This window comes from Nocardia sp. NPDC019395, assembly GCF_040632335.1.
Classification (GTDB): domain Bacteria; phylum Actinomycetota; class Actinomycetes; order Mycobacteriales; family Mycobacteriaceae; genus Nocardia.
This window is the reverse complement of the sequence record NZ_JBEYBT010000014.1, coordinates 120,789-146,241: the sequence shown is the minus strand read 5'-3', so window position 1 is coordinate 146,241 and position 25,453 is coordinate 120,789. Positions and strand designations below refer to the sequence as shown.

The 25,453-nt window shown below is 66.7% G+C and carries 23 protein-coding genes, 1 tRNA gene and 1 pseudogene; 14 read left to right on the top strand and 11 right to left on the bottom strand.

What is annotated here, in order from left to right; translation table 11 throughout:
• Positions 1-166 precede the first annotated feature (166 nt).
• The gene (locus ABZ827_RS24895; protein ID WP_357241135.1) at positions 167-2,002 is read right to left on the bottom strand and encodes an acyl-CoA dehydrogenase; all 1,836 of its coding nucleotides are present in this window, start codon (positions 2,000-2,002) and stop codon (positions 167-169) included.
• Positions 2,003-2,260: 258 nt separating this feature from the next.
• On the opposite strand from ABZ827_RS24895, the gene ABZ827_RS24890 reads away from it, so the two are divergent.
• A complete protein-coding gene (locus ABZ827_RS24890) occupies positions 2,261-2,860 on the top strand; it encodes an alpha/beta family hydrolase (RefSeq protein WP_357241096.1) in 600 nt (199 codons plus the stop codon).
• 19 nt (positions 2,861-2,879) lie between these two features.
• Here ABZ827_RS24890 and ABZ827_RS24885 read toward each other — a convergent pair whose 3' ends face one another.
• A complete protein-coding gene (locus ABZ827_RS24885) occupies positions 2,880-3,539 on the bottom strand; it encodes a class I SAM-dependent methyltransferase (protein ID WP_357241093.1) in 660 nt (219 codons plus the stop codon).
• A gap of 71 nt (positions 3,540-3,610) precedes the next feature.
• On the bottom strand, positions 3,611-4,693 hold the full coding sequence (locus ABZ827_RS24880; RefSeq protein ID WP_357241090.1) for a DUF4185 domain-containing protein: 1,083 nt from the start codon (positions 4,691-4,693) through the stop codon (positions 3,611-3,613).
• Positions 4,694-5,027: 334 nt separating this feature from the next.
• Between ABZ827_RS24880 and ABZ827_RS24875 the strand changes: the two genes are divergently transcribed.
• Positions 5,028-6,548, top strand: coding sequence for an acetyl-CoA acetyltransferase (locus ABZ827_RS24875; protein ID WP_357241087.1), 1,521 nt, complete (start codon positions 5,028-5,030; stop codon positions 6,546-6,548).
• Entirely contained in the window at positions 6,548-7,312 is a 765-nt protein-coding gene (locus ABZ827_RS24870) for a crotonase/enoyl-CoA hydratase family protein (RefSeq protein ID WP_357241085.1), read from the top strand. Before ABZ827_RS24875 ends, ABZ827_RS24870 begins: the two co-directional genes overlap by 1 nt.
• A 51-nt stretch (positions 7,313-7,363) precedes the next feature.
• On the opposite strand, the gene ABZ827_RS24865 is transcribed toward ABZ827_RS24870, so the two are convergent.
• A complete protein-coding gene (locus ABZ827_RS24865; protein WP_357241082.1) occupies positions 7,364-8,146 on the bottom strand; it encodes an alpha/beta hydrolase in 783 nt (260 codons plus the stop codon).
• Between the two features lie 412 nt (positions 8,147-8,558).
• Here ABZ827_RS24865 and ABZ827_RS24860 point away from each other — a divergent pair, with 412 nt between their 5' ends.
• From ABZ827_RS24860 to ABZ827_RS24850, 3 genes are all read left to right on the top strand, one after another.
• Positions 8,559-8,891: a hypothetical protein gene (locus ABZ827_RS24860; RefSeq protein ID WP_357241079.1), complete on the top strand. Its 333-nt coding sequence runs from the start codon at positions 8,559-8,561 to the stop codon at positions 8,889-8,891.
• A 202-nt stretch (positions 8,892-9,093) separates the two neighbouring features.
• On the top strand, positions 9,094-9,603 hold the full coding sequence (locus ABZ827_RS24855; RefSeq protein ID WP_357241076.1) for an NAD(P)H-dependent oxidoreductase: 510 nt from the start codon (positions 9,094-9,096) through the stop codon (positions 9,601-9,603).
• A 10-nt stretch (positions 9,604-9,613) separates the two neighbouring features.
• Complete coding sequence (locus ABZ827_RS24850; protein ID WP_357241072.1) at positions 9,614-10,111, top strand: flavin reductase family protein; 498 nt, start codon at positions 9,614-9,616, stop codon at positions 10,109-10,111.
• A 78-nt stretch (positions 10,112-10,189) separates the two neighbouring features.
• Here ABZ827_RS24850 and ABZ827_RS24845 read toward each other — a convergent pair whose 3' ends face one another.
• Entirely contained in the window at positions 10,190-10,540 is a 351-nt protein-coding gene (locus ABZ827_RS24845; protein WP_357241069.1) for a VOC family protein, read from the bottom strand.
• A gap of 120 nt (positions 10,541-10,660) precedes the next feature.
• Here ABZ827_RS24845 and ABZ827_RS24840 point away from each other — a divergent pair, with 120 nt between their 5' ends.
• The gene (locus ABZ827_RS24840) at positions 10,661-11,155 is read left to right on the top strand and encodes a VOC family protein (protein WP_357241066.1); all 495 of its coding nucleotides are present in this window, start codon (positions 10,661-10,663) and stop codon (positions 11,153-11,155) included.
• Positions 11,156-11,281: 126 nt separating this feature from the next.
• Here ABZ827_RS24840 and ABZ827_RS24835 read toward each other — a convergent pair.
• Together ABZ827_RS24835 and ABZ827_RS24830 are read right to left on the bottom strand one after the other, a co-directional pair.
• Positions 11,282-11,352, bottom strand: a tRNA-Gly gene (locus tag ABZ827_RS24835).
• A gap of 95 nt (positions 11,353-11,447) precedes the next feature.
• The gene (locus ABZ827_RS24830) at positions 11,448-11,819 is read right to left on the bottom strand and encodes a VOC family protein (RefSeq protein ID WP_357241063.1); all 372 of its coding nucleotides are present in this window, start codon (positions 11,817-11,819) and stop codon (positions 11,448-11,450) included.
• Positions 11,820-11,980: 161 nt separating this feature from the next.
• On the opposite strand from ABZ827_RS24830, the gene dcd reads away from it, so the two are divergent.
• Positions 11,981-12,553, top strand: a complete 573-nt coding sequence (gene dcd / locus ABZ827_RS24825) for a dCTP deaminase (protein ID WP_357241060.1) — start codon at positions 11,981-11,983, stop codon at positions 12,551-12,553.
• 93 nt (positions 12,554-12,646) lie between these two features.
• Here the strand turns inward: dcd and ABZ827_RS24820 are convergent, their stop codons facing one another.
• Complete coding sequence (locus tag ABZ827_RS24820) at positions 12,647-13,093, bottom strand: hypothetical protein (protein WP_357241057.1); 447 nt, start codon at positions 13,091-13,093, stop codon at positions 12,647-12,649.
• A gap of 238 nt (positions 13,094-13,331) precedes the next feature.
• Between ABZ827_RS24820 and ABZ827_RS24815 the strand changes: the two genes are divergently transcribed.
• From ABZ827_RS24815 to ABZ827_RS24805, 3 genes and pseudogenes are all read left to right on the top strand, one after another.
• Positions 13,332-14,708: a helix-turn-helix domain-containing protein gene (locus tag ABZ827_RS24815; protein ID WP_357241054.1), complete on the top strand. Its 1,377-nt coding sequence runs from the start codon at positions 13,332-13,334 to the stop codon at positions 14,706-14,708.
• A 152-nt stretch (positions 14,709-14,860) separates the two neighbouring features.
• Entirely contained in the window at positions 14,861-16,105 is a 1,245-nt protein-coding gene (locus ABZ827_RS24810; RefSeq protein WP_357241052.1) for a pyridoxal phosphate-dependent aminotransferase, read from the top strand.
• Between the two features lie 321 nt (positions 16,106-16,426).
• Positions 16,427-17,650: pseudogene (locus ABZ827_RS24805) on the top strand (YibE/F family protein); the annotation flags it as partial.
• Between the two features lie 373 nt (positions 17,651-18,023).
• On the opposite strand, the gene ABZ827_RS24800 reads toward ABZ827_RS24805, so the two are convergent.
• Positions 18,024-19,955 (bottom strand): Hsp70 family protein, encoded by a 1,932-nt coding sequence (locus ABZ827_RS24800; RefSeq protein WP_357241049.1) that lies wholly within the window; start codon positions 19,953-19,955, stop codon positions 18,024-18,026.
• A gap of 161 nt (positions 19,956-20,116) precedes the next feature.
• A complete protein-coding gene (locus ABZ827_RS24795) occupies positions 20,117-21,439 on the bottom strand; it encodes a UDP-glucose/GDP-mannose dehydrogenase family protein (RefSeq protein ID WP_357241046.1) in 1,323 nt (440 codons plus the stop codon).
• 180 nt (positions 21,440-21,619) lie between these two features.
• On the opposite strand from ABZ827_RS24795, the gene ABZ827_RS24790 reads away from it, so the two are divergent.
• The 3 genes from ABZ827_RS24790 (at position 21,620) to ABZ827_RS24780 (ending at position 24,664) form a co-directional block, all read left to right on the top strand.
• Positions 21,620-22,150 carry a YdcF family protein gene (locus ABZ827_RS24790; protein WP_357241044.1) on the top strand — a complete coding sequence of 177 codons (531 nt, stop codon included), beginning with the start codon at positions 21,620-21,622 and terminating at the stop codon, positions 22,148-22,150.
• A 136-nt stretch (positions 22,151-22,286) separates the two neighbouring features.
• Positions 22,287-23,519, top strand: a complete 1,233-nt coding sequence (locus tag ABZ827_RS24785) for an acyl-CoA dehydrogenase family protein (protein WP_357241041.1) — start codon at positions 22,287-22,289, stop codon at positions 23,517-23,519.
• Positions 23,519-24,664 carry an acyl-CoA dehydrogenase family protein gene (locus ABZ827_RS24780; protein WP_357241038.1) on the top strand — a complete coding sequence of 382 codons (1,146 nt, stop codon included), beginning with the start codon at positions 23,519-23,521 and terminating at the stop codon, positions 24,662-24,664. The genes ABZ827_RS24785 and ABZ827_RS24780 overlap by 1 nt, the downstream gene beginning before the upstream one ends.
• A gap of 102 nt (positions 24,665-24,766) precedes the next feature.
• Here the strand turns inward: ABZ827_RS24780 and ABZ827_RS24775 are convergent, their stop codons facing one another.
• Positions 24,767-25,420 (bottom strand): Uma2 family endonuclease, encoded by a 654-nt coding sequence (locus tag ABZ827_RS24775; protein ID WP_357241035.1) that lies wholly within the window; start codon positions 25,418-25,420, stop codon positions 24,767-24,769.
• Positions 25,421-25,453 lie beyond the last annotated feature (33 nt).

Sequence of the window (25,453 nt, the reverse complement as noted above, 5' to 3'; positions counted from 1 at the left end):
GCCCGTCTCGTTCTGGAGCGACAGAGCGGGGGAGCGAAGCGGAGGAGCGCCGGAGTGAAGAACGAGACCAAGGGGGCCCCGAACCCGCGACGCCGCAGGCGGCGCCAAAAAACACAGAACCTTCACGAAATGTTCGACATCCCACCTCCGCGACGGGCCCCAAACCTCAGAAGGCCGCTTCGTCCAGTTCCATGATGTCGTTGTCGAGGTTCGACAGGATGGTGCGGGTCGCGGTCAGTTCCGGCAGGATATTGCGGGCGAAGAACTGCGCGACGCCCACCTTGCCCTGGTAGAAGGCCTTGTCCGCACCTTCCGCGCCCGCGTCCAGCGCGGCACCCGCGATCTCGGCGTGGCGCAGCAGCTGCCAGCCGATCAGCAGATCGCCGACCGACAGCAGGAAGCGGACCGAACCCAGGCCGACCTTGTACAGCTCGTCGGTCTGTTCCTGGGCGCCCATCAGATGGCCGGTGAGGGTGGCGGCCATGGCCTGCACATCCTCGAGCGCGGTCGCGAGCAGTTTGCGTTCGGCCTTGAGCCGGCCGTTGCCCGCCTCCGAGTCGATGAACTTCTGGATCTGGCCCGCTACGTGGGCCAGCGCCACGCCGCGGTCGCGGGCGATCTTGCGGAAGAAGAAGTCCTGCGCCTGGATTGCGGTGGTGCCCTCGTACAGCGAGTCGATCTTGGCGTCGCGGATGTACTGCTCGATCGGGTAGTCCTGCAGGAATCCGGAGCCACCGAGGGTCTGCAGCGATTCGGTCAGGTACTGGTAGGCCCGCTCGGAACCCACACCCTTCACGATCGGCAGCAGCAGATCGTTGACCCGGGCCGCGGTATCGGCATCGGCGCCGGAGACGGCCTCGGCCATATCGGCGTCCTGGTGCGCGGCGGTGTAGAGGTACACCGCGCGCAGGCCTTCCGCGTACGCCTTCTGCGTGGCCAGGCTGCGCCGGACATCCGGGTGGTGGGTGATGGTGACCCGCGGCGCGGCCTTATCGGTCATCTGGGTCAGGTCGGCGCCCTGGACCCGCTGCTTGGCGTAGTCGAGTGCGTTCAGGTAGCCGGTGGACAGGGTGGCGATCGCCTTGGTGCCGACCATCATCCGCGCGTGCTCGATAACTTCGAACATCTGCGCGATGCCCTGGTGCACTTCGCCCACGAGCCAGCCCTGGGCGGGTACACCGTGCCCGCCGAAGGTGACCTCACAGGTGGCCGAGACCTTCAGGCCCATCTTGTGCTCGACATTGGTGACGAAAACACCGTTACGGTCGCCCAGTTCGCCGGTTTCGTGGTCGAAGTGGAACTTCGGTACGAAGAACAGCGACAGGCCCTTGGTGCCGGGGCCCGCGCCCTCGGGGCGGGCGAGCACCAGATGCATGATGTTCGGGAAGAGGTCATCGGAGTCGGCCGAGGTGATGAAGCGCTTCACACCCTCGATATGCCAGGAGCCGTCCTCCTGCTGGACCGCCTTGGTGCGGCCCGCACCCACATCGGAGCCGGCATCGGGCTCGGTGAGCACCATGGTGGCGCCCCAGCCCTGCTCGACGGCGATCTTGGCCCACTTCTTCTGCTCGTCGGTGGCGTTGTTGTAGAAGATATTGGCGAAGCCGGGACCGGCGGCGTACATGAACGCCGCGGGCTGCGCGCCGAGGACCAGTTCGGCGATGGCCCAGTAGGCGGCACGCGGGATATCGATACCACCGAGTTCGGGGTCGACGGAGTAGGAGTCCCAGCCGCCTTCCTGCAGTGTCCGGTAGCTCTTCTTGAACGACTCGGGGAGGGAGACCGTATGGGTTTCCGGGTCGAAGACCGGGGGGTTGCGGTCGGCGTCGGCGAAGGATTCACCCAGCGGGCCCTCGGCCAGACGGCGTACCTCGTTCAGCATCTCCTTGACGGTGTCGGTGTCCAGATCGCCGTAGGCGCCGGATTCCAGGATGCTGCCCAGTCCGAGGACCTCGAAGAGGTTGAACTCCAGGTCGCGGACGTTGCTCTTGTAATGACCCATTGTGATACTCACTCTCCGTTGAGTCGGGTGCGGTCGGTGTCGATAGCCGTTCCCGCCCGTTGTTGCCACCGGGTAGCCACCAGAAAGCGACAGGCTACTCGCGGGTAACTTAAATCTTATATTACCGGCGGGTAAGGCGGTCGGCAAAGCGTCGAGCGGCAATGTGACGTACTGAACTCGCCGGGCATATCCCCGGCGCCGCGGCCGCGCGCGGTCTGTCGATGAGCTTCGCCGAGCTGCGCCCATTACCGTGAAGGCGTGCGGATCGAGACGAGCTCCGGGCCTGCCGAGGCCGAGATCGACCACCCCGAGGAACCCGCGTTCCTCCTGGTCTTCACTCATGGAGCAGGCGGCGGGGTCACCAGCCGGGACATCCTGACCGTGCGCGATACCGCGCTCGCGGAGGGTGGGGTAGTAGCGCGGGTACTGCAGCCGTATCGGGTGGCGGGCCGCCGCGCGCCGGGTAAACCGGAACCGCAGGACAAGGCCTGGACGGAACTGGTGACCGCACTACAGGCCGATTTCGGGCCAGGCCTTCCGCTGGTTCAGGGCGGCCGCAGCAACGGTGCGCGGGTGGCGTGCCGGACGGCCGGCGAACTCGGTGCGCGCGGGGTGGTGGCGCTGTCCTTTCCGCTGCATCCCCCGGGAAAGCCGGAGAAGACGCGGCGGGACGAACTGCTGGTGGCCGGGCCCGCGGACGTGGTGGTGATCAACGGCGGTAGTGATCCGTTCGGGATCCCCGACCCCGCCGACGCGGCCGAGGTCCGGGTGATCCCCGGTCAGCCGCATTCCTTCCGGAAGGGTTTCGACACGATCGCGGAAACGCTCACACCCTGGTTCCGGCGCTGGGGCGAGTGAACGACCTGCCGGACGGCGGTTACGGAGCCGGTTTGGTGGCCACGACCAGCGCGTCGATCGCGTCCCCGCTCTCGGTCGGGCGCAATATCTGACGGGCGGTATCGACCTCGATTCCGGAATCGTCGCCGAGATCGGCGACCACGTCCTGCGGGGTGAACAGAATCGCGGAATCCTGCGGGCCGCCGTGCCCCCGTTCCGGATTCGAACTGTCGTGCCCCAGCACCAGCAGCATGCCGCCGGGCGTGAGCATCGCCGCCGCGCGCCGGACCATCTGCCGGCGCTCCGCGGGCAGCAGATGCAGGAAAACCATCAGAACCAGCTCATAGGGGCCACCGAGATCGACGTCTGCTTCGGTGACATCGGCGCACTGCCAGGTGATCCGCTCGCGGATCGACCGCGACAGCCGGGTCGCCACGGTGCGCCCCTTATCGATTCCTACCTGGGAGAAATCCACCGCGCGTACCTGCCACCCGTGGGTGCCCAGCCACAGCGCGTTGCGGCCCTCTCCGCAGGCCAGGTCCAGTGCCCGCGGGAGTTCGGGGACCTCGCCGTCCGGACCGGGCAGGCGCGGTACGCGCCGGTCCAATCCGTGGACGAACTCCACCACCGTGTTGTTCGGCGGTGCGCCCCACACCAGTTCGCTCTGCACATATCGCGCATCCCATTCGGCCGCGTCCATACCGGCCAGTGTATGGACGCGGCCGCGATCCCGGTTCGAGTCGGCCGGCGAACCGCCCTCCGGGGGTGCGCTCAGAGGCGCGAGCGCATGAGAACGACGTTGTACTGGTTGTGGACGGTGGTGAGGAAGTACAGGTCGTTGCCGGTCTGGTACGGGAAAATCGAAGGGGCGTAGGCGGTCGGCAATTCCCGGGTGTCGATCAGGGTTCGCGGCGGGCTCCACGGTCCGACCGGGGCGGGGGCGGTACGCATTACCACCGAATTGAACGGGTCGGTGGTCAGGGATACGAATTGGCCCAGATGGTCGTTCCACATAACCGATAATTCGCTGACCCCGTGCATGATCGGCTGTGCGGCATTCACATCACCGCGTTTCCAGCCGCCGCCGTCCCAGTATTCGTAGGCCCCCAGGTTCTGGAAATCGGGCTCGCGGACGCGCGAGACGTAGGCGGCATTATCGCGGCCCGAGGCTGTGCCGTAAACGTAGACATAGCCGCCGTCCTTCACGAAGGAATTCATCTGGAAATTGCGGTTCCCGCCCTCGTTCGGCCGGCGTGTCGGTGTCAGGTCGGCCCAGGTTTCGCCATTGTCCGCGGATGCGGCCAGGCCGGAGTAATTGGTGGTCCATTCTCCGGGGGCGTCCCAGGTTTTCACCGACATCATGCTCATGTACTGCACGCCGTTGACCGCGATACCGGCGGTCGGGATACGGCTGATCTCGAGGAACGGAATCTTGGGACTGGGGATGAGATCCCGAGCCTGACCGAAGACGTCGCGAACCACACTGTCGAAGAAGATGCCGTGCCGGGGGTCTTGGGTATGGCTCCGGACCAGCACATTGCTGCGCCACGCCCACATACTGCCGGACAGCAGGTTGGGGAATCCGACGCCTGCGGTATCGCCGAAGGCGGTGAGCATTTCGCCCTGACCGTTATCCCACATGATGCCGAGATCGGTGCCCAGCATGTTGTAGTTCTGAGTACTGTTCGGGCTTGCCATACCGGTCACCTGGAAAACAGCGCGGGTCGCGCCGTTCAACTGCGGAAGACCGGCGGTGCCGTTCAGCACCGGAATGGGGTTGATGGCGTTGGGATTCGCCGTGGCCGGTGCGGTGGCCGCCAGCAGTGCGGCCGATGCACCCGCCAGCAAAGACATCAGTATTGATCCGGTTCTCTTCAAATCCGTCGGACCTCCGGGTTCTGCCGAAATCGCCGCCGCTATATGCGGGGAATCTCGGGATCGGATGCTGGGCACATTTCGAGTGGCTCGCAGATCGCGGTTATGTTAGCAGTGAATATGGCCTGATCAGAGGCAATGAACGGCACTTCTGTGCTGGTGTCACAGCCAGGGTCGGCACTGTTGCTGATTTGTCACCAGTAACGCAGCGGGCGGTAAAGCGGTCCACGGGCGACATAGGGTACTCCATGGTCTAATCGAGAAGTTAACCGTGCATTTCCGACGGTTACTTCAGTGAGGAAGCGGAGGACGTATGCTGCCAGCCGGAATGGACCCGCGCACACCGGTGCTCGTCGGGGCGGGTCAGATCGTGCACCGGCCCGGTGAACCAGGTCTGCCGGGACCGGTCGAACTGGCGGCGGAATCGCTGCGGCGGGCCGGCGCGGACAGCGGAACCGGTGACGCGCTGTTGCGGTCGGCGGATGTGATCGCTTCGGTGGCTACGGTCACCCGCCCCTATCCCGACCTGGCCGCTCTGGTGGCGGCCGAAATCGGTGCCACACCCAAGCGGACCCTGCAATCCGCCCCCTACGGCGGTGATGCGCCACAGCGTCTGCTCAACCTGCTGAGCCGGCAGATCGCCGAAGGACGCGCCGATATCGCGCTGATCTGCGGGGCGGAATCGGTCGCCTCGTGGACCGCCGCCAAACGCGCCGGTGTGGCGCCGGACTGGCCGGCGCAGGACGAGAACGTCGCACCGGATGAGGTCATCGGTGCCGATGACGGGCCCAGCACCGATATGGAGATCGCGGCCGGACTGTGGGGTCCGATCTATGTGTACGCGCTGATGGAGTCCGCGATGCGCAATCGGCTCGGGCTCGACTCGGAGTCCCATCTGGCCCGGATCGGCGGACTCTGGTCCCGTTTCTCCGAGGTCGCCGCGCGCAACCCCTATGCCTGGCTGCCGGGCGAACGCACCGTCGCCGAGCTCGTCACCACCGGACCCGACAACCGGATGGTGTCCAGCCCGTACCCGAAACTGCTGATGGCGAACCTGACGGTGGATCAGGGTGCGGGGCTCATCCTGTGCAGCGCCGCGGCGGCCGACGCGGCCGGTGTTCCCCGCGACCTGTGGATCTTCCCGCACGGTGGTGCCACCGCTACCGAAACCTGGTACGTCTCCGAACGTACGGATATCGCCGCGTCTCCCGCGATCGCCGCCGCCGGCCGGGCCGCGCTGGCGGGAGCGGGTGTCGGCATCGACGAGATCGCGCATATCGACCTGTACTCGTGCTTCCCGGTCGCCGTCCAAGTGGCCGCGGCCGCTCTGGGCCTGCCGATCGACGATCCGGCGCGTCCGCTCACCGTCACGGGCGGTCTGACCTTCGGCGGTGGACCGGGCAACAACTACAGCACCCATGGGATCGCCACCATGGCCGGAATCCTGCGCCGCAACCCAGATGACTACGGGCTGACCACCGCTCTCGGCTGGTACATCACCAAACATGGGGTAGGTGTGTATTCGGCGAAACCGCCGGCCCGGCCGTTCCGGCCGGTGGAAGCCGAGGTTCCGGTGGCCCGGCGCGATACCGCCCCGGGCTACACCGGCCCGGCGGTTATCGAGGCCTATACGGTGCCGCACCGCAAGGGCGCTTCGGGTGACGAGGCGGAAGCCGTGGTGGTCAGCGCTCTGAATCCGGCCGGTGCCCGCATACTTGTCCGAGCGACCGACAGCGAAACCATCGCGGCCTGCGCCACCGGAGACCGGCTGGGCGCGGCCATCGATATCACCGCCGCCGACCGTTTCACCCTGCGCAGCGAGAGGACAGCTTGATGACCGACACCGTGCTCCTGGACCGGTGTGACGCGATAACCGTGCTCACCGTCAACCGGCCCGCGGCGCGTAATGCCGTCGATCTGGCTACCGCGAAGGCGATCGAGGCCGCGCTCGACGAATTCGAGGCCGACGAGACGGCTCGGGTGCTGGTACTGACCGGTGCCGACGGAACCTTCAGCGCCGGAATGGATCTCATCGCCATGTCGCGTGGCGAGGTGCCGATGACCGAACGCCGGGGGCCGCTGGGTATCGCCGCGAAACCGCCGGCGAAACCGATGATCTCGGCGGTCGAGGGTTTCGCCCTGGCCGGCGGATTCGAACTCGCTCTCGCCGGTGATCTCATCGTCGCCGCGCGGGACGCGAAATTCGGTATCCCCGAGGTGAAACGCGGTCTCGTCGCGGCGGCGGGCGGCGTGATGCGGCTGACCCAGCGCCTGCCCCGCAGTATCGCGGCCGAACTGGCCCTGACCGGTGGCCGGATCAGCGCGGAGCGGCTGTATCAGCTGGGTCTGGTCAATCGGATCACCGAACCCGGTGAGGCGCTGGAGGTCGCGTTGGAGCTGGCGGGTGAGATCGCCGCCGCTGCTCCGCTGGCGGTGGCGGCGAGCAAGCGGATCATCGACGAGACTCCGGATTGGAACGCGGACGAGGGTTTCGCCAAACAAGGGGAGATCGCCCTGCCCGCCCTGGTTTCCAAAGACGCGGCCGAGGGCGCCCTCGCTTTCGCGGAGAAACGCGACCCGGTGTGGCGGGGTCGCTGAGTCGGCCGGCCGTATCGGGTGGCCGGGCGTCCGCGCCCGGCCGAGACGCCGCTACGTGGGCAATCGGTCGAGAATCACCCGGGCGCAGGCGGCGGGGTCGTCGTAGAACGGAGTGTGGCCGCTGCCTTCGAGCGTGATGTGGCGGGCGCGGGGAAGTATCTCGCGGGCGCGCCGGCTCTGGGTTTTGTAGGTGAGCAGGATGTCGCGGCTGCCCCAGGCGATCGTCACCGGCAGGTCCGCCAGCGCGGTCGGGTCCGTGAGTTTCGCGTCGGTGAACGATTCCAGCGCCGGGGAGAACCCCAGGGAGTTGATGGCGCCGTTGGCAGTGTCCAGGGCGATCTGCGGGCCGACGGTCCACGGCTTGCCGAAGACCAGGCCCAGGAACAGCGTCCGCCCGAGCGGTGTCGCGAGCACTTTCGGCATCGCCGGGCCGAGCAGGCGGCCGAGTGTTTTCGCCTGGCCCAGCGACTTCTGGCACCAGATCCGGCCGCCTCTGTCCCAGAAGAAGATCGGGGAGAACGCGGTTACCGAACGGGCCAGCCCGCGGGCGCCCAGGTTCAACGAGATCCCGCCACCCATCGAATTGCCGGCCAGGTGAGGCCGGTCGAGACCTTGGGTGGCGAGAAAGCCGGCGAGGGCGTCGGTCAGCGTGTCCACGGTGGTGCGGGGCAGCGGGGCGGAATCGCCGAAACCGGGGAGGTCCACCGCGATCACATCGAAATGTTCGGCGAGGGTGCCGATGATCGGTTCCCAGACCTGCCACCGGCTGCCGACCCCGTGTACCAGGACCAAGGGTTCACCGTGGCCTTCACGATGATGGTTGAGGGTCGTCATATCCAACTCTCCGATCGCGACACGAACTGCCTGATCAGACTAACAGCAGGCGGGGGCCATCAGTTTGTTTCGGGTGGTGTTCGCCGTGCGTGCGGCAGCTCGGGCGTAAGCGGGCCTGACGCGATCGCCGCGGGCTCGGGTGCCGACTCGTTTAAGGTACGCAATCCTCGATATGTCGCTTATGTGCAGCTGGTTCCTCCCGCGCGTACCGAACACGGTGCGGCAACAGGTGCGGATACCCCGGTCCGACCTGCGCCGACATCCGGTGTGAGCCACGTCGAATTATTCGCCCCCGAGTTGCGGCCCGTATGTGACTGCGACTACACACATGCGTGGACGTCACGGTGGCGACCGTGCGCACCGACCCACGGCAACCGCGGCGTCCACGTGATACATCTGAGAGAGGAATCCGGTGCGGAAGACGCTTTTTGCCGCGACCCTAGTAATTCTGCCGCTGTTGGCGGCCTGCGGTAGTGATACCGAATCCGCGCCCGCGCTCACCGAAGCGGATCTGTCCGCGGCGCTGCAGAAGAAGGGTCTCCAGGACCCGGCATTCACCGACTGCGCCGCCAAGGTCTATATCGCGGAAGGTGTTTCGCAGGACGCTCTCCAGACGATGGTCAGCGACGAATTCGACACCCGGCTGGCCGATCCGGAAACACTCGGGATGAGCCCCGAGGACGCCGACAAGGTGCGCGCGGCGACCAACAAAATCGTCGGTGAATGCCTCGCGCAGCCGAAGTAGTAGATCGCTCGTCCGCGGATCGTGGGTGGGGTCACCGGTGTAATGGCCGGGGCCCCGGCCACCGGGACCTGATCGGATAACTGCCGCGACGTTCGTTCCGATCGCACCGATCGCAACCCTGGCCGCCGGGCGGGCCCGGATGCTGAAATGAGCACACAGCACCGATCGAGCCCGGCTTGTGCCGGGGGCAGGAGGCGCCGGCGTGACCGTGACAGTGGTGGTCGGTAACCCGAAACCGGCATCGCGCACATTGTCCGCAGCCGTCACACTCGCGAAGGCGGTGCGCCCGGATGCCGAACCCACGGTTTTCGACCTGGTCGATTTCGGTGCCGGCCTGCTCGGCTGGGGCGATCCCGCTGTCGCCGCGGCCGCGCGGACCGTCGCCGATTCGGAGCTCGTCGTCTTCGCGAGCCCGACCTTCAAAGCCACCTACACCGGTCTGCTGAAACTGTTCCTGGAACAGTTCGAGGGCGGCACCGGACTGGCCGGGGTCCTGGCCGTCCCCCTGATGCTGGGCGCGGGCCCCGCGCATGCCCTCGCACCGGATCTGCTGCTCAAACCTGTCCTGGTGGAGCTGGGCGCGACCACCGCACTGCCCGGGCTCTACCTCTCCGACCGGACTTTCGGCGAGGACGGCGTTCTCGCCGCCTATGCCGAACGCTGGCGGCCGGTCGCGCACGCTCTGTCGACAGCGGTACCCCACTCGCAGTGAAGGTCGAATCATGAACGAACTCTTCGAAACTCCCGCGGACGGCACGGGCCTGCGCCGGGCCTTCGCCAACTTCCCCAGCGGCGTGGTGGCGGTCTGCGCCCGGATCGATGGCAAACCGCACGGTCTCGCGGTGAGCACTTTCGTCCCGGTCTCACTGGACCCGCCGCTGGTGTCGTTCTGCATCCAGAACTCCTCGTCCACCTGGCCCCGCCTGGTCCATGCGGGTCATCTGGGCCTCAGCCTGCTCGGCACCGATCAGCAGGACGCGGCCCGCTCCCTCAGCTCCCGTAACGGTGACCGCTTCCACGGCCTGGACGTGCACGACGGCACCGGTGAAGCGATATTCATCGACGGCGCCTCGGTCTGGATCGAAGGCACCCCCGAAGCACACGTCCCCGCCGGTGACCACACAGTCGTGATCCTGCGCATCCACCGCCTGGCCATCCATCCCAGCCGTGACCCCCTGGTATTCCACGGTTCCCGGTTCCGCCTCCTCCGCGCCGGCTGACCGGTAAGCACGGTCCGAAGCGGGGCTCGGCATGCGGAGCGCCCGTCGAAACCGCTGATCTCCTTCGTCCGGTCGTCCTCAGATCACCGGGGGCGGCGAAGGGTGACGCGGCTGATAGATCGGAAGCTCACTCCCGTCCGGCATCCGAATCGCGGCCAGCAGCCCCCAACCCTCATCGCTGACTTGCTCGGATACCTCGACCCCCTTGGCCCGCAATTCGCCCAGGGTCCGCTCGATGTCCTCGCACATCAGATACAGCCCGTGACTCGTGGTCTCCGCCGGATGTACGGCCAGCTCGGCGGGTGGCATCGCGTAAATAGGCCAGCCGCCACCGGCATCGATCGAATCCAATTCGAGCACATCCCGCAGGAACGCCCGCACCTTCTCGGCCTCCGGCGTGAACACGATCGCATGCAATCCGCTCAGCATTTCGCCACCGTATCTCTGCCCGTAGCCCTTCCGGGGTCACAACACGAGCGATCTCGTGTGCTGGAACGGCTGGGCCCGCGAGCCTGCCCGATCAGAGGCGATGACCCACTATCTACGGCTGTGCAGAACCGGGGCGCCAGGAAGGTTCGCTTTACCGGCGACAGGTCGGCTGGCATCCTCCTCGGCATGCCCCGACAGTTTCAGGTTGTCATCGATTGCCACGATCCGGATGGAATGGCCGCATTCTGGTCTGCGGCGCAGGGGTACCAGGTCGATCCAGCTCCGGCGGGCTATGACGGGTGGATGGAATACCAGGTCGGCCAGGGATTCCCGGAGAACGAGCGGGTTCGATTCGCTACTGTGCGCAACCCACAAGGGCCGGAGCGGCTCTGTTTCCTTGCGGTGCCGGAATCCAAGTCCGTTAAGAACCGCCTGCACCTGGACATTCAGGCAACTTTTCCGGATGACTCGTTGGCGCACAAGATCGAACGGGTCGACGCCCTGGTGGCCGAACTCCGTGGCCTCGGGGGTACCGCACTGCGGACCGGCCGGGAGCGGGATCAGTACTTCGTGACCATGGCCGATATCGAGGGCAATGAATTCTGCGTGCACTGACTCGGCTCGGGAAGCCGAGAATGTCCGGGAAGCCGCTGGAACTCTGCCGAATAAGTGATCGGAAAGTTCGGGGTGGGTGAACCATCTTGCCAAGCGGGTCTGAATATTCTCCTGACCTGCAATGAGAGCCGGTGACGGGAATCGAACCCGCGCCGTCTGCTTGGGAAGCAGAAGTTCTACCATTGAACTACACCGGCGGCACGCCTATCGGCGCGAAGGCGAGCTTAGCAGAGCGCCGGGCCGAGACCGAAATCTTTCGTCGATCCCGATCTCGAGGGACGCGCCGCTCGGATCAGCTTTCCGACCAGACCCCGAGTTCGTTGCCGCTCGGGTCGGTGAAGTGGAAGCGACGGCCGCCGGGGAAGTCGAAGGGGCCTTCGGTGACCGCTCCGCCCGCGGCGCCGACAGCGCGGAGGGTGGTGTCGAGGTCGTCGGAGTACAGGAGTACGAGTGGGCCGCCGCGGCGGACCTCGGTGCCGGGGGCCAGGCCGCCCGCCTCGCCGGGGCTGCCGTCGAAGCGGCGGATACCGGCGTAGTCGGGGCCGTAGTCGTTGAACTCCCAGCCGAAGGCCGAGCGGTAGAAGCGTTTGGCGGTGTCGAGGTCGGTGACCGTGAGTTCGATGTAGTCGATGCCGTGGTGGGTGTGCGCACTGGTCTCGGACATGGGCGTACCTCCTGCATCGCGCCGGCCGTGCGCAGCCGGCGGATGAGGATACGGCCGGCCGCGCCTGTCGGGTGGAGTATGCCCGCGGCGGGTGACAGGAAACAGCGCGCCGGGCCGGACCGGGCCATACCGTGCCGGGGAGCGGTCGCTACTCTCGTCGCGTGCTGCTTTCCGATCGTGATATCCGGGCGGAGTTCGCCGCCGGGCGGCTCGGGCTCGAACCCTACGAGGACAACCTGGTCCAGCCGTCGAGTATCGACGTGCGGCTCGACGGGCTCTTCCGGGTCTTCAACAACACCCGGTACACCCATATCGACCCGGCGCAGCGCCAGGACGAGCTGACGAGCCTGGTGGAGCCGGACCCCGGCGAGCCGTTCGTCCTGCATCCCGGAGAGTTCGTGCTCGGCTCCACGCTGGAGGTGTGCAGCCTGCCCGACGACCTCGCGGGGCGCCTGGAGGGTAAGTCGAGTCTGGGCCGGTTGGGGCTGCTCACGCATTCGACGGCCGGATTCATCGACCCCGGTTTCAGTGGCCACATCACCTTGGAGCTGTCGAATGTGGCGAATCTGCCCATCACGCTGTGGCCGGGAATGAAGATCGGGCAACTCTGCCTCTTCCGGCTGACCAGTCCGGCGGAGAACCCGTACGGCAGCGCGGGCACCGGGTCCAAGTACCAGGGGCAGCGGGGGCCGACACCGTCACGGGCATACCTGAACTTCCCCCTGCCGAACTAGGCGTACGCGGCTGCCCGCGTGATCATCGGTGTAACTCCGGGCGGACTACGTCCGGCATGCCTTGTGAGCTGCCGGACGTAGTCCCATCCCCGGTCATTCCCGGTCGCCGCCCGCCAGGAGGGCGGCATTGATAACCGAGGACAGTGGCGGGAGCAGGCCGTCCCGTTCGGGCGGGACCACCCAGTTGCAGCCCTCCCGGTTCCAGCGGCCCATACCGGTCGGCAGCATGACCGCGCTGCCCACGCCCGGGATATCGATATCGATCCGCTGCAGCATCTCGACTATTTCCGGATCTGTCCGGCGGTCCGGATAGGCCACGAAACTCCAGCGGATCTGACGGGCCAGCACGGGGACCCGGATATCCCGTGACTCCAGCAGCTCCCGTACAGCGCGAGCGCGTTCGGTGGGGAGGTGAATAACGCAGGCGCGGCTGGTGATCGGCAGCATGACGAACCCGCCGCGTTCGGTGGCCGGTAGACCGAATTCGTGACGATAGTAGGCGGCCCAGTCGTCGACCGTTCTGAGCTTCTCTACGTTCACGGTGAATCCCCTTGCCTCCCTGGCATACCGAGCCTCCTGGCGTGCCGAGCCACGGCCGGTGGCGGTCGCGCTGACCTGTCGTTCCAGGATCCCGCGTGCGCCCGCGTGCCGGAACCGCCTACACGCTCACCCTCCACTGCCCTTGCGCTGCCATTCGGCCCGCTGGACGATTTCTTTGTGGTTGCAGTCACATTCGGCTCGTACTCTGGGGAGGAAATCGTTCGGAAAGGGTGACAACGTGGTCGGCCAGTGGTCTGGAAAGGAGGCTCGGGCGCTTCGCGAGGCCAAACGGATGAGCATCCGGGAGTTCGCGGCATATCTGGGTGTGCACGAACGACTGGTGTCCAAATGGGAGGCCGGGGGCGACCGGGTACATCCGCGTCCGGTGAACCAGGCTGCCCTCGATACCTGTCTGGCCCGATCCGATGACGTCGAGCGGGGCCGCTTCGCCGCTCTGACCGCCCCCGACCCTGTTGTTTCCCCCGACGCGACCGCTGGGCATTCCACGGTGCACGGCAGTTATTCCAATGACGCCGAACTCCTGGCCCTGATAGACAGCGGTGCGGTCCGTGGGGACGGGGCGGCGGCGATTTCGGAGAGGGATCTGATCATGGCGGCAGCACACGAGGCGAGCGATCACGCCGGCCGGGCCGAAGGTACGAATATCGGTCCCAGCACGCTGGACCAGCTCGATGCGGACGTCACCCGGATCGCGAACGACTATGTGCACACCCCGCCGATGCCGATGATGGTGGAGATGCTGCGGGTGCGGCGCCGGGTCTACCGGCTGCTGGAGGGGCATCAGCGACCGTCCGATACCAGTCACCTATATCTGCTGGCGGGCTCGCTGTCGGGGTTGCTCGCCAATGCGAGTACCGACCTGGGCTACCTGGACGCCGCCGCCGAGCAGATCCGGGCGGCGTGGGCGTATGGGGAGATATCCGGTCACAACGGGTTGCGAGCGTGGGCGCGGGGGATGCACGCGCTGATCGAATACTGGTCGGAACGGCCGCATCGCGCGCTGGCGCTGGCGCAGAGCGGACAGCAGTACGCGGAGTCGGCCACCGCCGCGGTCCGGTTGCACAATATCGAGGCGCGGATCTGGTCGAAGATCGGCAGCGCCGCCGATACCGAACGTTGTATTCGCGCCGCCGCCGACGCGAGCGAACGTGCCGCCACAGACAGCCTGCACGACGAAGTCGGCGGGGTGTTCGGTTTCTCCGAGGCCAAGGCCAGCTACTACTCGGGCGCGACATATATCCATCTCGGATTGGCGGTACCGGCCCTGGCCGCTACGGAACGCACCATCGAGCTGTATCGGACGGGCCCCGCGCGGCAGCGCTCGTACGGTGCCGAAGCGCTGGCGCGGGTCGATTCGGCGGCCGCGCACCTGATAAACGGCAGCCTCGACGGCGCCGCCGCGGCGCTGTCACCGGTGCTCGAACTGGCCGAGGACAAGCGCATCGCGCAATTGGAGGAGCGGCTCACCGGCGTGCGCCGGCGGATCTGCGCCCCGGCCTTCCAGGGGGTGGCCCAGGCGAGGGCCCTGGACGAGCGGATCGAGGAATTCTGCGGGTCGACAGCCACCCGCAGCCTCCCGCCGGGCATCGAATAGGGCGTACCTCCGCCTCCGCTCCGGCCGTGCGCGGGCTGCGCCGATCAGGCGCACCCCCGGCTCCGGAGCTGCCTCGGTTGAGGGGTAACGGTACAAGCACGCCCCGGGGCCGGGCCGGATATCCGCTTGCCCCTGGTGGCACCATGGACCGGGTGAGTACTGGCCATTCGCATCCCACGCCCCGGATTCTGGAGCAGTCGAAGAAGCTGCAGAACGTCGTCTACGAGATCCGTGGACCGGTACACGCACATGCGGCACGGCTGGAGGCAGAAGGTCACCGGATCCTGAAGCTCAATATCGGCAATCCCGCGCCGTTCGGGTTCGAGGCCCCCGATGTGATCATGCGGGATATGATCGCCGCCCTGCCGACAGCGCAGGGGTATTCCGAGTCGAAGGGGATACTGTCCGCGCGGCGGGCGATCGCCACCCGCTACGAGCTGGTACCGGGGTTCCCGGAGCTGGACGTCGATTCGGTCTACCTGGGCAACGGCGTCTCCGAGCTGATCACCATCACCATGCAGGCGCTGCTCGACAACGGCGACGAGGTACTGATCCCGGCGCCGGACTATCCGCTCTGGACCGCCATGACCAGCCTGGCCGGCGGCACCCCGGTGCACTACCTCTGCGACGAGACCATCGGCTGGCAGCCCGATATCGCCGATATCGAGGCGAAGATCACCGACCGGACCAAGGCCCTGCTGGTGATCAACCCCAACAATCCGACCGGTGCCGTGTATTCGGCGGAGGTTCTGCAGCAGCTGGTGGACCTGGCTCGTAAGCATCGGCTGCTGCTGCTCGCCGACGAGATCTACGACAAGATCCTCTACGACGACGCCAAACATATTTCACTGGCGACCCTCGCCCCCGATCTGTTGTGTCTCACGTTCAACGGTCTGTCCAAGGCGTACCGGGTAGCGGGCTATCGGTCGGGGTGGCTGGCGATAACGGGTCCGAAGGAGCACGCGGCGGGGTTCCTCGAGGGGATCGATCTGCTCGCATCCTCGCGACTGTGCCCGAATGTGCCCGCGCAGCATGCCATCCAGGTCGCGTTGGGTGGGTATCAGAGCATCGATGATCTGATCCTGCCGGGTGGGCGGTTGCTCGAGCAGCGGGATGTTGCGTGGGAGCGGTTGAATGCGATCCCCGGCGTGTCGTGTGTGAAACCCAAAGGGGCACTGTATGCGTTCCCTAGGCTGGACCCCGAAGTCCACGAAATCCACGACGACGAGAAACTGGTTCAGGACCTGCTGCTACAGGAGAAGATCCTGATGGTGCAGGGCACCGGTTTCAACTGGCCCGATCATGATCATCTCCGCATCGTAACCCTGCCCTGGGCCCGCGATCTGGCGGTTGCCATCGAGCGTTTCGGCAACTTCCTGGCGGGCTACCGTCAGTAGCGGGGCGGCCAACTCTGGGTTAAAACAGACCTTTCGTCCGGATTCCGGGCAATTTTCTGAACCCACTGGCACAAAAGAGGATCGTGTGTGTACAGTGGGCGTCGGCACTTCGAGTGCCCGGCCAGGTTGTCTACCCCCCCTGGGCAACCTGGTCCTCGGGTTAGGCCGCCTACCCCCCCTGGGCGCCTGCCCCCGGGCGGCGGAGACATCCCCCTGCTCTCCGCCGCCCCTTCCCGAGTTCCCGGCAAATCACCGAATTCCCAGCGTGGAGCCTGTCATCGGGCCGTAGCGCCGCTATGCGAATCCTCTAGGCTGTGCCGGGTGAGCGACCACCATCACCACCACGATCACTCTCGGCCGATCGCCATCGGCGCCTCCGCCGCCCGTGTCGTGGTCGGACTCCTGGTCGCGATCGGTATCGCCGTGGTCATCGCCACGATCGCGCTGTGGCCCGACCGGCAGCAGATCGATATTCCGTTGCCGATGCAGAATGCGGATGGGTCGGCGGTGGTCACCGAGGCCGGCACCGTGATCCGGCAGGACCTCGGGGCGTGTGGGAGCTCGTCCATCGGCCGGGTTTTCGACGGCGAACCCACCCCGCCGCCAGCGCAGGTATACGACTGCCAGCGCAGTTTGATCGCCATCGAGTCCGGGCCGCACGCGGGAAAACACACCCTGCTGGAGATCGCACCGGGGCCCGGGCAACCCGATCTGGCCGCCGGCGACGAAGTGCGCATCGTCCGGCAGGCCGGCCCGGACGGTACGCCGCTGTACTCGTTCGACGACTACTCCCGCGGGTTCCCGCTCAGTGTCATCGTGCTGGTCTTCGTGGTGGTGATCGTCGCTATCGCCCGCTGGCGCGGTCTCCGGGCGCTGATCGGGCTGGTTTTCGCTTTCGCGGTCCTGGTGGTCTTCCTGTTACCGGCGTTGCTGGACGGCAAACCGGCGATACCGGTTGCGATGGTGGCCGGTTCGCTGATCTTGTATTCGGTGCTGTATCTGGCCCACGGGGTGAACCTGCGGACCAGTTCCGCCTTGCTGGGGACACTGACATCGATGGTCGTCGCGGCGGTGCTGTCCTGGCTGGTCATCGACGCGACGACGCTCACCGGACTGTCCGAGGAGCAGAACACCAATGTGGCCACCTATATCGAACACGTCAGCATCACCGGATTGCTGCTCGCCGGCTTCATCATCGGTTCGCTGGGTGTACTCAACGATGTGACCATCACCCAGGCGTCGGCCGCTTTCGAACTGGCCGAATTGGACAAGGACGCTTCGCGGGGGGAGATTTTCGCGGCGGCGATGCGGGTCGGGCGCGACCATATCGCCAGCACGGTGTACACACTGGTGCTCGCGTACGCGGGCGGTGCGCTGCCGCTGCTGCTGCTGTTCAGTGTGGCCGGCCGGCCGATCCGCGATGTGCTGGTGGGCGACGCGGTGGCGATCGAAATCGCGCGGTCGGCGGTCGGCGGTATCTGCCTGGCGCTCTCGGTCCCGCTGACCACGGGGATCGCGGTTATGCTCGCGCGGCCGTTCGGTTCACCGAAACCGGTTGCGCCCGTGCGCCGTCCGGGGGCCGGCCGGCACGCGGATACGGGTAGTCACCGATCGGTGGCGCGGTCGGAAAGCGGTGCCGGTGCTCGTGCCCGGGCGGGCCGTGACCGCGAGCCGTGGCCGACAACCGGGGAGCAGCCCAGGGTCCGCCGCCCCGGTCCCGGTGATCAGCGGCCGGGCCCTCGAACAGGTTCGAGCCCACGACAACCCGGGTCGCCGCGGTCCGGGCCGCAACAACCCGGACCTCAGCAGCCCAGAACTCAGCAACCCGGACCGCAGCGGCCGTGGAACCCGCAGCAGCGGCTCGGCGGTCCGATTCCGGGCAGGCGATCCGAGCCGGGCTACGGAGACCGTTGACCGGTCAGTGGGCCGGATCGGGAAAAAGCAGCGCCGGCGCCGGGAGGGTCGGTACAACGATCGGTGGCAGGCCCGGAACCTGAAGAGTATTCGGCCCGATGGTGGTCGGCGGTGGCGTATCGGGCTCGGGCTCGACGACCACCGGCGGCGGTTCGGCCAGCGATGCGTGCTCCGGTGCTGTCGTGGCCGTCGCTCCCGCGGTACCGGGGGCAGCGGTAGGTGTGCTCGTCGCGGTGGGGGGTGGTTTGGATGTGCTCTCGACGGCGGCCGAGTCCTTACTGAATATCTGCTGGCCGTAGCCGAGGCCGATTCCGATCGCGGCAACCACCACCAGGGCACTCACCGCGACCACCGCCGCGTTGATCTCGCGGTTGCGGCGTTGCGGCGGTTCGCCGAACGAGCGTCGCGGTAATAGTTTGGCCGGTATCCGCAGTGCGACGGTCGGTGGATCCTCCTCCGGGGTGAGTCGCGGTACCGGGGTGCTGATCGGGCGCGGTAGCGCGGGCGACGATTCGGCCGGGTTGTTCGGATCGCGGACGGCGCCCGAGCTCGTTCGATCGGGCGCCGAATTCGCGGCCGCGCGCCCCGGTCCGGTGGGCCCGGGCCTCGGGGGCGGGGGCTCCGTGCCGGTCGGCGGGCCGAAGATACCCGGTTGCGGCATCGGAAGATCGGGTCGCGAATGGACGGTGTTCTGCTGCCCGCCGGCCGCGGTCTCCGCTGAGCCGCTCGGGCCTGGTTGCGCGGCCGCCGTGCCCGGGTAGGCCGTGGGCGCTTGGGGAGGTGAGGAAGCTTGGGGAGGTGAGGAAAAAGAACCGGGATGTGTGGTGTATCCGGTGTTCGTGCCGGGGTGTGCGGGACCCGCCCCGGGCTGCGTGGGGCTTGTAGCGGGCTTGCCCGGGTGCGTGGGAATCGGTTCGGAATACCTGGTTTCCGTGGAGGACGTGCCGGGCTGCGTGGCGGTTGGGCCGGGGTGCGCCGGAACAGGGCCGGTGGCGGGGGTTGCGGGAACCTGCTGGTGTGGCACGGTTCGTGGGGCCGGATCCGTTGCCGGCGCGGGCTCCTCGGCGACCCGCGGCGCGGGCACCTTGCGGGCCAGCAGCGCGGCGCCGCGCGCGGTCGCGGTTTCCGGCTCCGGCGGTACCAGAACGGGCATTTCCAGGGCGTCTCGGAGCGACTGGCTGACCAGCGGGATACGCGCGCCCCCGCCTACCGCGAGCACCGCCTGCACCGGCCGGCCCGAACGTCCGATGACATCGCGGGTCGCGCGCGCCGAGGTCTCGACTGCCCGGGCGATCAGGGCGGTGAAGTTCTCCTGGGTGAGCAGTACCGGACCGTAGCTGCTGGGCAGGGCGACCGCGTTGCTACCGGAGAGCCGTTCCTTGGCTGCCCGGCACAGCGCGTCCAGTTCGACCAGACCGCCCGGATCGGGCGGATGGGCGATCCGGCCGGAGTTGATCTGCTGTTCGCGGATCAGTGAGTCGAAGTATTCGCCGCTGATATCGCCGGTGCGTTCGGTGTGCCGGACCTTGCGGCTCGGCACATCGACCACGGTCACCGAGAGGCCGGAGGCGCCGAGGTCGTAGATCGCGAGCGTGTTCACGTCTTTGAGTGCGCCGGAGGTCACGGCGAATTCGAGCACGGCGTCGATATCGGGCACGAGCTCGCAATTGTGCAGCCCGTGCTCGGTCAGTGCGGCGTGCAGGGCCCGGGCCTGCTGTTCGTCCCGGCAGGCCAGGACGGTGCCGGTGATGGCGGGGTCGGAGTTCAGAGCTGCCGCGACCGAGAGCGCGGCACGCTGCGCGCTCGGCGTTTCCGGCGGCACCACGAAGGTGCGCAATTCGAACGATTCGGGTTCGACGCAGGGCGCCGCGCCCGCCGGTGGGCGCGCCAGGCGGATCGCGCCGGCCCCCACCGACACTCCCAGTGCTGAACTCATCGGCAGCCCATCCATACTTCCCGCTTACAAGATGCGAGCGCCGGCCTGTCGATGGTGACGGTTCATCCCCCGAATCAGGCGGCTCCTTCGACAGTACCGCCCGGTCCTGTCGTTGCGGGAGGCAGGAACCGATGCCGCACGCCGGGCTCGCCCGTCCGACTCTACGGGGTGCCCAGCCCCGCGTACACCCATCCGGCACTCCGCCAGGCGGCCTTGTCGAGACAATTACGGCCGTCGATGACAGAACGGGCTCGGACAACTGATTCCAGGTCCTGCGGACGGAGCTCGATGAATTCTTTCCATTCGGTCAATACCAGTACCACGTCGGCGCGTTCGCAGGCTTCCTGTATCGAGGTCGCGTAACTCAGGGTGGGAAATACCCGGCGGGAATTCTCCAGGGCTTTCGGATCGTAGACGGTGACAACGGCACCGTGTAGCTGGATCATTCCGGCCACATTGAGCGCGGGGGAATCCCGGACATCGTCGGATTCGGGTTTGAATGCCGCGCCGAGCACGGCGATATTCGCGCCGAGTAGTGATCCACCGCAGGCGCGGGCCGCCATATCCACGATCTTGGCGCGGCGGCGCATATTGATGTTGTCGACTTCGCGGAGGAATGCCAGGGCGTGGTCGGCGCCCAATTCGCCCGCCCGCGCCATGAATGCCCGGATGTCCTTGGGCAGGCAGCCACCGCCGAAGCCGACGCCCGCATTGAGGAACCGCCGGCCGATGCGCGCGTCGTATCCGAGCGCGTCGGCCAGCACGGTGACATCCGCTCCGGTGGCTTCGCATACCTCGGAGACGGCGTTGATGAACGAGATCTTCGTCGCCAGGAAAGCGTTCGCCGATACCTTGACCAGCTCCGCGGTGGCGAGATCGGTACGCAGGAACGGGACCTCGGCGGCGAGCAGATCGGCGTAGAGCTCCTCGACCAGTTCGCGGACCCACACCGACCGCGGCCGGGTGTCGTCCACACCCAGCACCAGGCGGTCCGGGCGCAGAGTATCGCGCACCGCGTAACCTTCGCGCAGGAACTCGGGGTTCCAGGCCACCTCGATATCCACCGAGCTCAGGGCGCGGGCACGCTCGCCGAGAGCGGCGGCGGTACCTACCGGAACCGTCGATTTGCCGATGATCACACAGGGGCGGGTGACCAGGGGGGCGAGCGTATCCACCACGGCGTGGACATATTTGAGATCCGCGGCGTACTCACCCTTTTTCTGCGGGGTGCCCACGCCGAGAAAATGCATATCGGCATGGTCGGCGGCCTCGGCGTAGGACGTGGTGAACCTGAGCCGGCCCGAGTCCAGATTGCGGCGCAGTACCGCCTCGAGGCCCGGTTCGTAGAAGGGTGTGACTCCGTCGGATAGTTTCGCGACCTTGCCCGGGTCGGTATCGACTCCGAGTACATCGTGGCCGAGCTCGGCCATGCACGCCGCGTGCGTGGCCCCCAGGTACCCGGTTCCGAAGACTGTGCATCGCATAATCGATTGGTAATCCGCACCGGTGGCCCCACCGGAAAACTGGGGCGAGGTGCCGGGCAACAGCAGGTGTACACCGGACGACATGGGTCGCCGACCTGGGCGAAGACGCTGCGCCGAAAGTTTCGGCTCCGGCGGCTCGGCCGCTGCCCGGACCCGGTCGCGCCCATTAGTATCGCGGCGGTGCGCCGCCCACTGACCCTCGCCGCCGGGATGGTGGTCGTTGTGGCGCTCGTGCTGGCGCTGTGGCCGGTCTACGTCCGGCCGCAACGTGAGGATCCCGCGCCCGCCGACGCGATCCTGGTGCTCGGCGGGGCGCACGACGGCCGGGAGGCGCTGGGGCTGCAGCTGGCGCGTGCGGGTTACGCGCCGCGGGTGCTGATCTCCAACCCCTACCAGGACAGTCCGCTGATCAATCGGATCTGTCACGGCGGCTACAGCTTCGATGTGGTGTGTTTCGATCCGTCGCCGCGGACCACCCGGGGTGAGGGCCGGTACCTGGCAGATCAGGCCCGCGAGCACGGCTGGGATCGGGTCATCGTGGTCACGTTCACCCCGCATATCTCGCGGGCGCGTTACGTCCTCGGCAAATGCTGGGAGGGGCAGACCCTGTTCGTGGACACGCGCCCGGACCTCGCGCTGCCGCGCTGGGCCTACGACTACGTGTACCAATCGGCGGGGTACGCGAAGGCGGTTTTCGAGGACTGCGGATAGCGGACCGGAATCTTTCCGAAACTGTGAGGGCATGTGCCTTCAGTTTGACGCGATGAGAGAGAACTGGCTACATTCCCTCTAGCACCGGTAGTCGCCGGACCTGCTGCGACGACGCATGAAGCCTTCGGGAGCGTGTATGGATTACGACTGGTCGGAGGCCGATAAGGCCTTCCGAGACGAGGTACGGACGTTCCTGGCCGAGAAGCTGACGCCCGAGATCAGCACCGCGGGCCGGTTGATGACGAGTGTCTACTCCGACCACGAAGCCAGCCTGGAATGGCAGCGCATCCTGCACGAGCGGGGCTGGGCGGCGCCGCAGTGGCCGGTCGAGTACGGCGGCTGCGACTGGTCGCTGACCCAGCACTACATCTTCAGCCGTGAACTCACCCTGGCCGGCGCGCCCGCGCTCTCGCCGATGGGTATCCGGATGGTCGCCCCGGCGCTGATCGCGTTCGGCACCGACGAGCAGAAGAACTACTTCCTGCCCCGCATCCTCACCGGCGAGGTGTTCTTCTGCCAGGGCTACTCCGAACCGGAAGCCGGATCGGACCTGGCCGCGCTCACCATGGCCGCGGTCGACGACGGCGACGATTTCCTCTGCTCCGGCAGCAAGATCTGGACCACCCACGCGACCGAGGCGAACTGGATCTTCTGCCTGGTCCGCACCTCCCGTGAGGGCAAGAAACAGCAGGGCATCACCTTCCTGCTCATGGATATGACCACCCCCGGTATCGAGATCCGGCCGCTGGTCATGAGCTCCGGCGAGCAGGTGCAGAACCAGATCTTCTTCGACAATGTGCGGGTTCCCAAGAGCAATGTGCTCGGCCGGATCGACGACGGGTGGACCGTCGCGAAGTACCTGCTGGTCCATGAGCGTGGTGGTGGCGCGATGGCGCCCGCTCTGCAGGCCATGGCCGAGAACATCGCCACGGCGGCGGCCACCCAGCCGGGCCGCGACGGTAAGCCGCTGAGCGCCGATCCGCATTTCGCGGCCCAGCTCGCCGACGCCCGGATTCGAACCGAAGTGCTCGAGGTCTTCGAATTCCGGACCCTCGCGGCCATGGCCCAGGGCAAGGATCTGGGGACTTCGTCGTCGATGCTGAAGATTCTGTCCACCGAACTCAGTCAGCAGCTCACCGAGCTCGCGCTCACCGCGGCCGGTCCGCGCGGCCGGGTCTATCAGCCGCACGCCACCGCGCCCGGCGGCCCGATCGCCGAATACAGCCCACCGGCCGACGGTTACCTCAGCGGCCAGGACTGGCAGGCCGTCGCACCGCTGCGCTACTTCAACGACCGCGCCGGAACCATCTACGCGGGCAGTAACGAAATCCAGCGAAATATCCTCGCCAAGGCAGCATTGGGGCTCTGATGGACTTCACCTTCACCGATGAGCAGCAGATGCTGCGCGACGCTGTCGCCGGTTTTCTCGCCGCCCGATACGACCTCGAAAAAAGCCGCGGCGCGGTCAAAACCGGGCTCGGCTGGCAGCCCGAGATCTGGCGCGGTCTGGCCGAATTGGACGTTCTCGGCCTGACCCTGCCCGAGGAGACCGGCGGATCCGGCGGCGGTCCCGTCGAGTCCATGATCATCGCCGAGGAACTGGGCCGGGCCCTGGTCGTGGAACCCTACGTCGACACCGTGGTGATCGGCGGCGGACTGTTGCGCCGCGCCGGCGGTGAACCGGCCCGGGCACTGCTCGCGCGGATCGCCGAGGGTAATGCACGGATCGCCTTCGCCGCGCTCGAACCGGAATCGGGTGAGGTGCGCCATGACGTGACGGTCACCGCCCGCCGCGACGGTGACAGCTGGGTACTGGACGGCGCCAAGATCGTGGTCACCAGCCTGCCGATCGCGAACCACCTGATCGTCTCCGCGCGCACTTCCGGAGAACGCCGCGATCAGGACGGAATTTCGCTGTTCTTGCTGGAATTCGATCCGTCGGCGCCGCCGGCCGGGATCGAAACGCATCAGTACCGCACCATCGACGACCGGGTCGCCGCCGATATCACCTTCAGCGGGTTCTGCGTCCCTGCCGACGCGCTTCTCGGTGCCGAGGGGCAGGCGTGGCCGATCATCGACGCCACCGTCGACGCCGCCATCGCTGCGGTGGCCTCGGAAGCGGTCGGGCTGATGCGCAAGGTCGTCGACGATACGGTCGAATACACCAAACAGCGGCAGCAGTTCGGTGTGCCGATCAGCAGTTTCCAAGCGCTGCAACACCGCATGGTCGATATGCTGATCGAACTCGAGCAAAGCGTCGCCGCCGCCTATCTGGCGGCCTACGCGCTCGACGCCGAACCCGCCGAACGTGCGCGCGCCATATCGGCGGCGAAGGTCACGATCGGCCGCGCGACCCGTTTCATCGGCCAGAATTCGGTGCAGTTGCACGGCGCGATGGGGATGACCGAGGAATTGGCCATCGGCCATTATTTCAAACGGCTCACCGCCATCGAATACGAATTCGGTTCCAGCTCCGATCATCTCGCCCGCTATATCGCGTTGACGAGTTCCTGATCGGACCGCACCCACTCAACCTGTGCCCGAGTGGGGTGCGGAAACCCGTGCCGGGCCGTGCGGTGGCTCGCCAGAGGGGGATCACCGCGCGGCCCGGTGCGGTCAGTACTCGAGCTCGGTCCACGGAATGGTGATCGGGAACGGGAAATCGATTCGGACACCGTCTTCGTCGGCGACGGTCCATTCACCTGTCAGCAGGTAATTGGCCGGCCGCAATGGGCGTACTCCGTCGGGCAACTTCCCAGGCTCGGTTTCCAGACCGTAGGAGCGGATCGTGGCTATGGCGCTGGCCGCCTGTGCCAGGCTCACCTCCCAATACCAGGGAATGCCTGCGCTCGCGTAGCGCGCTTTCTTCGCTTCGATGTCGGTTTGCGTGTTGGAGGGCGAGAGTACTTCACCTACGAGGAGCGTGTCGGAGGCGCGAATAGCCTGGAAGGGAGTTTCAAGGCAGCGGAAGACCAAGAAGTCGGGTGTCAGGAAATCTGATTTGCCGTTTTTCCCGAGGAAGACATCGGTTTCGGTCTCGACCCGCCAGCACTGTTCGGGTGCATCTGACATTGTCTTACGTGTACAGCGCTCGAATGCGTTCGCCAGGCGGCGGGAAAACGTTTGATGTTCGCTGGGCCCGCGCCTGAGCCAGATGACCCGGCCGTCCCAGAGCTCGATATTCTCGGCGATCTCCTCGGGTAGCTGCTCGAGCTCTTCCCAGGTCATGTACTCCGGGAGATCGGGGCGACCGGTGTTCGGCAGGAACATAGCGCAATAGTATGCCCGGCTCGGTGCCGTATC

Bases quoted from the DNA above. Each gene is read 5' to 3' on its own strand.
- ABZ827_RS24895 (WP_357241135.1), bottom strand. From the start codon at position 2,002: ATGGGTCATTACAAGAGCAACGTCCGCGACCTGGAGTTCAACCTCTTC.
- ABZ827_RS24885 (WP_357241093.1), bottom strand. From the start codon at position 3,539: ATGGACGCGGCCGAATGGGATGCGCGATATGTGCAGAGCGAACTGGTG.
- ABZ827_RS24880 (WP_357241090.1), bottom strand. From the start codon at position 4,693: ATGTCTTTGCTGGCGGGTGCATCGGCCGCACTGCTGGCGGCCACCGCA.
- ABZ827_RS24875 (WP_357241087.1), top strand. From the start codon at position 5,028: ATGCTGCCAGCCGGAATGGACCCGCGCACACCGGTGCTCGTCGGGGCG.
- ABZ827_RS24870 (WP_357241085.1), top strand. From the start codon at position 6,548: ATGACCGACACCGTGCTCCTGGACCGGTGTGACGCGATAACCGTGCTC.
- ABZ827_RS24865 (WP_357241082.1), bottom strand. From the start codon at position 8,146: ATGACGACCCTCAACCATCATCGTGAAGGCCACGGTGAACCCTTGGTC.
- ABZ827_RS24850 (WP_357241072.1), top strand. From the start codon at position 9,614: ATGAACGAACTCTTCGAAACTCCCGCGGACGGCACGGGCCTGCGCCGG.
- ABZ827_RS24845 (WP_357241069.1), bottom strand. From the start codon at position 10,540: ATGCTGAGCGGATTGCATGCGATCGTGTTCACGCCGGAGGCCGAGAAG.
- ABZ827_RS24830 (WP_357241063.1), bottom strand. From the start codon at position 11,819: ATGTCCGAGACCAGTGCGCACACCCACCACGGCATCGACTACATCGAA.
- ABZ827_RS24800 (WP_357241049.1), bottom strand. From the start codon at position 19,955: ATGAGTTCAGCACTGGGAGTGTCGGTGGGGGCCGGCGCGATCCGCCTG.
- ABZ827_RS24795 (WP_357241046.1), bottom strand. From the start codon at position 21,439: ATGCGATGCACAGTCTTCGGAACCGGGTACCTGGGGGCCACGCACGCG.
- ABZ827_RS24785 (WP_357241041.1), top strand. From the start codon at position 22,287: ATGGATTACGACTGGTCGGAGGCCGATAAGGCCTTCCGAGACGAGGTA.
- ABZ827_RS24780 (WP_357241038.1), top strand. From the start codon at position 23,519: ATGGACTTCACCTTCACCGATGAGCAGCAGATGCTGCGCGACGCTGTC.
- ABZ827_RS24775 (WP_357241035.1), bottom strand. From the start codon at position 25,420: ATGTTCCTGCCGAACACCGGTCGCCCCGATCTCCCGGAGTACATGACC.